The organism is uncultured Ellagibacter sp., assembly GCF_934636505.1.
Lineage (GTDB): Bacteria > Actinomycetota > Coriobacteriia > Coriobacteriales > Eggerthellaceae > Ellagibacter.
Window position 1 is genome coordinate 1 of the sequence record NZ_CAKUAL010000073.1, and the last position, 9,156, is coordinate 9,156.

Annotated in this window: 7 protein-coding genes; 2 read left to right on the top strand and 5 right to left on the bottom strand. The window is 61.6% G+C overall.

Annotated features, from left to right (window positions below; translation table 11 throughout):
* The 3 genes from Q0G18_RS07935 to mtnA form a co-directional block, all read right to left on the bottom strand.
* Positions 1 to 699 (bottom strand): AzlC family ABC transporter permease (locus Q0G18_RS07935; protein ID WP_297151735.1); only part of this gene is annotated, 699 nt, incomplete at its 3' end.
* Between the two features lie 6 nt (positions 700 to 705).
* Entirely contained in the window at positions 706 to 1,749 is a 1,044-nt protein-coding gene (locus Q0G18_RS07940) for a deoxyguanosinetriphosphate triphosphohydrolase (protein WP_297151738.1), read from the bottom strand.
* A 54-nt stretch (positions 1,750 to 1,803) separates the two neighbouring features.
* A complete protein-coding gene (gene mtnA, locus Q0G18_RS07945) occupies positions 1,804 to 2,901 on the bottom strand; it encodes an S-methyl-5-thioribose-1-phosphate isomerase (protein ID WP_297151741.1) in 1,098 nt (365 codons plus the stop codon).
* A 243-nt stretch (positions 2,902 to 3,144) separates the two neighbouring features.
* On the opposite strand from mtnA, the gene Q0G18_RS07950 reads away from it, so the two are divergent.
* Together Q0G18_RS07950 and Q0G18_RS07955 are read left to right on the top strand one after the other, a co-directional pair.
* Positions 3,145 to 3,711, top strand: coding sequence for a TetR/AcrR family transcriptional regulator (locus Q0G18_RS07950; RefSeq protein WP_296058654.1), 567 nt, complete (start codon positions 3,145 to 3,147; stop codon positions 3,709 to 3,711).
* Between the two features lie 92 nt (positions 3,712 to 3,803).
* Complete coding sequence (locus Q0G18_RS07955) at positions 3,804 to 4,793, top strand: DUF5692 family protein (protein ID WP_297151743.1); 990 nt, start codon at positions 3,804 to 3,806, stop codon at positions 4,791 to 4,793.
* A gap of 68 nt (positions 4,794 to 4,861) precedes the next feature.
* On the opposite strand, the gene asnS is transcribed toward Q0G18_RS07955, so the two are convergent.
* Positions 4,862 to 6,304, bottom strand: a complete 1,443-nt coding sequence (gene asnS, locus Q0G18_RS07960; RefSeq protein WP_297151746.1) for an asparagine--tRNA ligase — start codon at positions 6,302 to 6,304, stop codon at positions 4,862 to 4,864.
* A 76-nt stretch (positions 6,305 to 6,380) separates the two neighbouring features.
* The gene (gene ppdK, locus Q0G18_RS07965) at positions 6,381 to 9,098 is read right to left on the bottom strand and encodes a pyruvate, phosphate dikinase (protein ID WP_297151748.1); all 2,718 of its coding nucleotides are present in this window, start codon (positions 9,096 to 9,098) and stop codon (positions 6,381 to 6,383) included.
* Between the last annotated feature and the right edge of the window lie 58 nt (positions 9,099 to 9,156).

The following is a 9,156-nucleotide window of genomic DNA, read 5'->3' on the forward strand; positions in this document are numbered from 1 at the left end:
ACTCTCGCGAGAGCGCGCAAGGCGCACTTGGGACACGCACAGGGCAGCGACCACGCCCGCCACCGCACCGAGAAGGATCGCGGGTCCGGTGAGTCCCACCAGCTTGAACACGTAGACGCCGAGCATCGCGACCGCGGCGGCGACCACGTTTTCCACATTCGCTTTCTGAGTGCACAGAAGGCAGATGAAAATCGAAGTCATGGCGAACGAGGCGATCGCGAGCGGGATGCCGATGGCGTTGCCCACCAGCACGCCGACCGTGCACGAGATCGTCCACGAGGTGCACGAGAACAGGTTCACGAACAGGGCCCGGCGCACCGACCAGTCCCCCTCTTCGAACTTGAGGGTGTTCACGCCGTAGCTCTCGTCGGTCACCGTGGCGGCGAAGAGGAACGCGAGGCGCTTGCGCACGCCGATGCAGTGGGGGGCAAACGCGGCCGAGTAGAGCATCTGGCGCGTGTTCACGAACGATACGCTCGCGATGATGGACGCGATGGGCGCGCCGGCGAGCCACATATTGGGAATCATGAACTGGCCCGCGCCCGAGTAGAACAGCACGGACATGGCGAACACCTGCAGCGCATTGAGCCCAATGGAATCGCACAGGATGCCGCACGGCACGCCGATGGCGACGTAGCCGAGCACGATGGGGAGCGCCGCGGTGAAGCTGGCTTGCAAATCGGTTTTTAGGTTGGTCATAGCTCTTTACACGTGAAGGGAATGGGGTTCGAACAGATTCTGGAAGCGGGATTTCGCATAGCGGTCGGTCATGCCGGCGATGTAGTCGGTCGCAGCGCGGACGTCGTCGCCTTCCGAGATGGCGCGGTACTCGACGGGAATCTCGCCTGGGTTGTCAATGTAATAGGAGAAGAGCACATCGATGAGGCGCATCGCCTTCGCCACTTCCTCCATGACGGCATCGCAAGTGTAGACGTTGTCGAAGAGGAACTGGCGCAGCTCGGCCATGGCGTCCCATACGCGCGGCGACAGGCGGATGTCGTCCTCGGCCGCCGACGTGCGGACCGCGTCGACCACGAGCGTCTCGATGCGCGAGGAGTGGTCGCACCCGAGCACCTCGTGCGTCGAGGGGGGAAGGTCGCCCTCGCGAAGGATGCCCGCGCGGATGGCGTCGTCGATGTCGTGGTTCACATACGCGATGCGATCAGCTACGGCGACGATGCGCCCCTCGAGGGTTTCAGCGCGAACGGGCCCCGTATGGCAGAGTATTCCGTCGCGCACCTCGGGCATGAGGTTCAAGCCTCGCCCGCCGTTCTCGATCGTCTCGACCACGCGAAGGCTCTGCTCGTTGTGGCGGTACAGGGCGGCGGCCTCGGGGCTTTCGGGATCCACGCCGCGAACGCGGGCGATCGCGCGGCACAGCGCGTCCTCGCCCGTATGGCCGAAGGGAGTGTGCCCCAAATCATGGCCAAGCGAGATGGCCTCGGCAAGATCCTCGTTGAGACCGAGCGCCCGCGCGATGGTGCGCGCTATCTGGGAAACCTCCAGAGTATGCGTGAGGCGCGTGCGGAAATGGTCGCCCTCCGCCGCGAGGAAGACCTGCGTTTTGTGCGAAAGCCTCCGAAACGATTTCGTATGGAGGATCTTGTCGCGATCGCGCTGGAAGTCGTTTCGCAGGAAATCGGGATCGCTCGAGCGGTCGCGACCATCGGACTCGTCGGAGAACGCCGCGTCCGGTGAAAGAAGCTCATGCTCGCGGAACTGCTGATCCCCCCTCGTGACGATGCGCATTGTTGCTCCTGACCTCGATTTCCCAATTACCCGAAGTGTAGCAGAAGTCAGCGGCTATCCGACGCGCGCGGCAACCTCGCGAGCGGCATCTTGGGGCGGAAACACGCCGAACTCGGTGATGATGCCGGAAACGAGCTCGGCAGGAGTCACGTCGAAGGCGGGGTTGTACACATCGACCCCGTCAATCGGCTGCGGCAGGACCTCGCTCGGATCGCGCTCCTCGATGGGGATGGCCGAACCGTCAGGCAGGGAGACGTCGAAAGTACTCGCAGGTGCGGCGACGTAGAAGGGGATGCCGTGATGGCGCGCGAGGACGGCTACACCATAGGTACCTATCTTGTTGGCGACGTCTCCGTTCGCGGTGATTCGATCAGCTCCGACGACGACGAAATCAATCATTCCCTTACTCATAAGGCTTGCCGCCATGTTGTCGCAGATCACCGTCACAGGGACGCCCGCACGAGAAAGCTCCCAGCTCGTGAGGCGCGCACCCTGGCCCACCGGACGCGTCTCGTCGGCGAAGACGCGCTCGATTTTGCCCTGCTCGGCGGCAGCGTACACCACGCCGAGCGCCGTGCCGAAGAACACGGTGGCAAGGCTTCCCGCGTTGCAGTGCGTGAGGATGCGCGCGTGCTCGGGGACGAGAGCTGCCCCCGCGGCGCCGATCGCCCGGTTCACCGCCTCATCCTCTCGCTCGATGCGAAGCACCTCGTCGAAGAGGAAGTCTGCCACCTCGCCAGGTGTCGCTCCCTCCGCAACGAGGCGCTTCGCGGTGAACCTCATGCGCGCAGTGGCCCACATGAGGTTCACCGCCGTCGGGCGCGCCGCAGAAATCTCAGCGGCGACGGGCCGAAGCTCCGCCAGGAAGCTCTCCCCTGCCTCGGCACACCCGTACGACACGGCGCCACGAGCACCCTCGTTCACCGCCCAAAGTGCCACGGCGGCAGCCCCCGCAGCACCGATGGCAGGGGCTCCGCGCACCGCAAGCGTCTTTATGGCATCTACGACCTCGCGCCAGCTGCCCGTCGAGCAAAAACGTTCCTCACCAGGTAAAAAGCGCTCATCAAGATAGGTGAGTTCCGCTCGTCCGCAAGCATCGCGCCCAAGGCGCACACTGCGCGGCAGGCGGGAGAGGTCGATAGGGTGCTCCATAGCTGCCAGCTCCTTACGCAATCCGCTCGAAGAGTCGCGTCTTCAAGCAGGCAGGCGTCAAGTCAATTCGAATGCACCCTATTCTATCTCTTCGACGGCAATACCATCGGCAATTGACACATACTTAAATATGTTCGTTGACGCAACGTCAACGATGCTCGTAATCTGTGGTCATCGAAATCAAGGGAACATCGCGAATGATAAGGGACTGATTTTGTAAGCTTCAAGGGAATGGGGCAAGCCGTGAACGACGTCTACGAACAACGACGAAGTGATATCGTCGAGGCGGCAAGGCAGCTCTACGAGGAACGGGGACTCTCCCGAACTTCGGTGAAAGACATCGCCGAGCGCGCCGGTATAACACGCTCGCTGTTCTACCACTACTTTCCCGACAAGCAGGCGGTCACTTCCGCCGTGCTCGACGACTTCGTCGAAGACTACATCGAGGCGCTGAGCATCTGGAACGATGAGCGTATGACAGGCGAAATAGAGCAAGCCCTCGATGGCGTCGTGCGCGTTCTTCGGGTATCGGTGTTCGAAGGATCGTCATTTCGCCGCGCGCTCGACACGCGGGAAAACGCCGCGTTATATATAGAGTTCATCAACCGTGTGGCTGATCGCACAGCTCGTTACATTGTCGATACGACGGTGCGCGACTACTCCGAGCTTCACTCGGTGTCCATCGTTCACCTCTACGAGACCTTCTATATCCTGATTTTGGGAATATGCGGATACATTCGCACCCATCAAGACGTGAGCGACGAGGTGCTGAAAGACATAATCGCGCAATCGCTTCATATGGAGCGCTAGATCCAAGCGAGCGCGATTCATCGCAAACACAGGCCCGACCCGCGGTAGGACCTGCCAAATATATACATCCCAGTCTGAATAAGGAGGGCATCATGCTATTCCAAGTCTATGGCGACAACGCCGTCTTCCAGTGGATCGGTTGGGCTATCGTATTCATCGCGCTCATCCTCGTGAACGAATTCGCCAGGCGCAGCAAGGCTGGCGGCATCATCTGCTTCCTCGTTCTGCCGGCAGTGCTCACCGTATACTTCATCGCCATCGCCGTCGGTGCAGCGTCTGGCGCGCAATGGGCGCTCGACAATCCCACCTATACCGACATGAACAGCTGGTTCCACTACGCGAAGCTCTACGCCGCGACCATCGGATGCATCGGTTTCATGGCGCTCAAGTACAAATGGGGCAAAATCGGGAAATCGCAATGGTTCAAGTGCTTCCCGTTCGTAATCGTGGCCATTAACATTCTGATTGCTGTGGTAAGCGACTTCGAAAGCGCCGTACGCGCATTCGGCACGACATGGGTGTCTACCGAAGGCGTCACGCTCTACGGCGGCTGGCACAACGTGTTCAACGGTATCGCGGGAATCTTGAACATCTTCGTCATGACCGGTTGGTTCGGAATCTATGTTTCCAAGAAGAAGCAGGACATGCTGTGGCCCGATATGACATGGGTGTTCATTATCTCCTACGACATCTGGAACTTCTGCTATACCTACAACTGCCTGCCGACTCACAGCTGGTACTGCGGCCTCGCCTTGCTGTTAGCCCCAACCGTTGCCGGACTCATCTGGAACAAGGGCGGCTGGATTCAGAACCGCGCGAACACGCTGGCCTTGTGGTGCATGTTCTGCCAGGTATGCCCGATGTTCGCCAACGACAGCATCTTCGCGGTGCAGTCGGTGAACAACCCTGACGTGAATCTCGGCATTTCGGTGCTGGCCCTCGTAGCGAACATCGCGGCTCTAGGCTACGTCGTCTACCGCAGCAAGAAGCTTGGGAAGAACCCCTACACCAACGAGATCTTCGTTGGCACAAAGAGCTACGACAACGCCTTTGCCCGGCGCGAAGAAGCAGAAAACGCATAGCGTCTATCCCCTGAAGCAATCCCCTTCAACGAAAAAGCCCCGACAATGCGGGGCTTTTTCGTTATCGATTAAAATTCAGCATTGCCGACGGTGCGCGGATGCGGAATGACATCGCGGATGTTCTGGACGCCGGTGAGATACATCACCAAGCGCTCGAAGCCCAGGCCGAACCCCGCATGGCGGCAGGAACCGTAACGGCGCAGGTCGCAGTAGTACTTGTACTGCGCCGGATCCATCCCGAGCTCGCCGATGCGGCGCTCAAGCACATCGAGGCGCTCTTCGCGCTGGCTGCCGCCGATGATCTCGCCGATGCCCGGCACGAGGCAGTCAGCCGCAGCGACGGTCTTGCCGTCGTCGTTCAGCCTCATGTAGAACGCCTTAATCTCGACCGGGTAGTCCGTCACGAAGGTTGGGCGCTTGAAGTGTTCTTCGGTGAGGAAGCGCTCATGCTCGGTCTGAAGGTCGATTCCCCAGCTCACGGGGTATTCGAATGCGTGACCCTTCGCGACTGCGTCCTCGAGGATCGACACGGCCTCGGTGTAGGTCACCCGCGCAAAATCGCTCGTCGCCACGTGCGTCAGGCGCTCGATGAGCCCCTTGTCGACGAACTTGTTCAGCATCTCGAGCTCGTCGGGGCAGCGATCCATCACCTCGTTGATGACGTGCTTCAACATGCCTTCCGCAAGGTTCATGTCGTCTTCAAGGTCGGCGAAGGCGATCTCGGGCTCGACCATCCAGAACTCGGCCGCATGGCGCTTCGTGTTGGAGTTCTCCGCGCGAAACGTCGGCCCGAAGGTGTACACGTCACCGAAGGCCATGGCGAAGTTCTCGGCGTTGAGCTGACCGGACACGGTAAGGCTTGCCGGCTTGCCGAAGAAATCGCGGCTCCAGTCGACCTCCCCTGCGTGAAGTTCCCCGCCCGACTCGGCGGCGGCTTTCTCGCTCACGCGCGGCACGTTCTCCATATCGAGCGTGGTCACGCGGAACATCTCGCCTGCCCCCTCGCAGTCGGACGCCGTGATAATCGGGGTGTTCACGTAGACGAACCCGCGGTCCTGGAAGAAGCTGTGAATGGACGCGGCCGCGACGCTGCGGATGCGGAAGACGGCGCGGAAGAGGTTCGTGCGCGGACGGAGATGCTGCTGGGTGCGCAGGAACTCGACGGTGGCGCGCTTCTTCTGCAGCGGGTAGTCCGGCGCAGAGGCACCTTCGACGGTGATGCTCTCGGCGGTGAGTTCGAAGGGTTGCTGCGCCTCGGGGGTGAGCTTCAGCGTGCCCTTACAGATAAGGGCGGCGCTCACGTTCTGAGCTGCGATCTCGTCGTAGTTCTCCAACGTCTCGCGGCTCATCACCACCTGAAGGTCGCGAAAGCAGCTTCCGTCGTTCAAGGTGACGAAGCCGAAGTTCTTCATGTCGCGCACCGAGCGGACCCAACCCGCCACGGTGATTTCAGTGCCCCCGAACGCGTCGACATCGGCGAACAGCTGGGCGATTTTCGTGCGTTGCATCATTCCCCTTCCCTAGATATGCGCAAAAGGGGCCGAGCGCAAAACGCCCGACCCCTGCAATGATGAACCTGTGGTCGTGCTACTCTTCTTCGAGCGCAGCCTGGGCCGCAGCGAGGCGGGCGACAGGCACGCGGTACGGCGAGCAGCTGACGTAGTCGAGTCCGATCTTGTTGAACGTGTGGATGGAATCCGGGTCGCCACCGTGTTCGCCACAGACGCCGCAGACCAGGTCGGGGTTGCCCTCATGGCCGAGCTTGACGCCCATCTCCACGAGCTTGGCCACGCCCGGGTCGATCGTGGCGAACGGGTTGTACGGAAGCAGGTGCTCCTGCAGGTACTGTGGCACGAACTCGGCCTCGACGTCATCGCGGCTGAAGCCGAACGTCGTCTGGGTGAGGTCGTTGGTGCCGAAGGAGAAGAAGTCTGCCTGCGTGGCGATCTCGTCGGCGGTGACGGCAGCGCGCGGCAGCTCGATCATGGTGCCGACCTCGATGTCGAGCTCGACGCCCTCTTCAGCGGCCACTTCCGCGATGATCTTCTTGGCAACGGCGCGCAGCTTCTCGAGCTCGGCGACGGTCGACACGAGCGGAATCATGATCTCGGGCTTCGGGTCGAGACCTTCCTTCTTGAGCTTCGCGGTCGCGGTCGCGATGGCGCGAACCTGCATCTCGGGAAGGATCGGGTAGACGATGCCGAGGCGGCAACCGCGCAGGCCCAGCATCGGGTTCTGCTCGGCGAAGCCGTCGATGCGCTCCATGAGCATGCGCTTCTCGGCGATGAGGGTCTTGTCCCCGCCCGTCGCCTCGAGGCGTGCAATTTCCACGTCGAGCGCGCGCGGGCTCTCGAGGAACTCGTGCAGCGGCGGATCGAGCAGACGCACGATGACCGGCAGCCCGTCCATTTCCTTGAACATGCCGTAGAAGTCGCCGGTCTGGGCCTCGAAGAGCTCGCCGACTGCCTTCTCGCGCACAGCCTCGTCGTCGTTCAAGATGAAGGTCTGGATGATCTGCTTGCGCTCGCCCAAGAACATGTGCTCGGTGCGGCACAGGCCGATGCCCGATGCGCCGAAGTCGCGGGAAAGCTTCGCATCCTCAGGGTTGTCCGCATTCGCGCGGACGCCGAGCTTGCGGAACTCGTCAGCCCACTCGAGGATGGTGTCGAGATCGCCGGTGAGCTCGGGCATCACCAGGTCGACCGCACCCAAAACGACGATGCCGGAGGTACCGTCAAGCGAGATCATGTCGCCCTCTTTGATGACAACGTCGGTGCCGGCAACCGTTGCCTGCTTCTTCTCGGCGTCGATCTTCAGGGCCTCCACGCCGCACACGCACGGGGCGCCCATACCGCGGGCGATGACGGCGGCATGCGAGGTCTTGCCGCCATGAGAGGTGAGGATGCCCTCGGCGGCGATCATGCCGGCGAGGTCGTCGGGGTTGGTCTCCCAGCGGACGAGCACGCACTTGCGGCCGGCTTCAGCGGCAGCGACGGCGTCGGCGGAGGAGAACACGGCTTCGCCCACCGCAGCACCGGGGCTCGCGTTCAGGCCGCGAGCGAGCACGTCGTAGTCGGCGTTCTTGTCGAACTGCGGGTGAAGCAGCTGGTCAAGCTGGTCGGGGGCGACACGACGGACAGCCTCCTTCTTGTCGATGAGGCCCTCCTTCTCCATGTCGATGGCGATATGGAGCGCGGCGGCGGCAGTGCGCTTGCCCACGCGGGTCTGCAGCATGAAGAGCTTGCCCTGCTCGATGGTGAACTCGATGTCCATCATGTCGTGGAAGTGGTTCTCCAGAAGCACGAAGATTTCCTCGAGCTCGCGGCCCGCTTCCTCAAGGCCTTCCACATGCTTGAGCTCGGCGATGGGGCTCGTGTTGCGGATGCCCGCGACGACGTCTTCGCCCTGGGCGTTGACCAGGTAGTCGCCGTAGAATTCCTTCGCGCCGTTGGCCGGGTTGCGCGTGAAAGCGACGCCCGTGGCCGACGTGTTGCCCTTGTTGCCGAAGACCATGCACTGCACGTTGACGGCGGTGCCCAGATCGTCGGAGATTTTGTTCTTCTTGCGGTAGAGGACCGCACGGGGGTTGTTCCAGCTGCCGAACACCGCCTCGATGGCGAGCTTGAGCTGCACCATCGGATCCTGCGGGAACTGCACGGAGCCGTCGACGACGAGCGCCGGGTATTCCTCGCCCGAAACGTTCTCGGTAAAGATGCCCTTGAACTCCGCGACGAGCTCTTGCAAGTCTTCCGCGGTAAGGTCGGTGTCGGACTTCACGCCGCGCACCGCCTTCATGGCGTTGATGGCGTTCTCGAACAAATCGCCGTCAAGCCCCATGACGACGTTCGAGAACATCTGGATGAAGCGGCGGTAGGAGTCCCACGCGAAGCGGGGGTTCTCGGTCTGCTTGATGAGGCCGTTGATGGACTCGTCGTTCAGGCCGAGGTTCAAAACCGTGTCCATCATGCCGGGCATCGACATGGGAGCACCGGAACGGACGGAGACGAGCAGCGGGTCTTCCGCATCGCCGATCTTCTTTCCGATACGGTTCTCAAGATCGAGACGATACTCGTGGATCGTGTCGAGAACGCCTTCCGGCCACACATTGCCGGCGTTGGCGTACTCCATGCACGTCTGACAGGAAATCGTGAATCCCGGAGGAACGGGAAGGCCGATGTTGGCCATCTCGGCGAGGTTCGCGCCCTTGCCGCCGAGCGTTGCCTTCATGGTGGTGTTACCCTCGGTTACGTTGTTTCCCTGAGCGTCTTTGCCAAACGCATAGACGCGCTTCACTGGTTCGGTCACCTTGTTCTCCTTACAAGCTCCGGTTACCTTTTTACCCATGACGTCGGAAAACGTGACT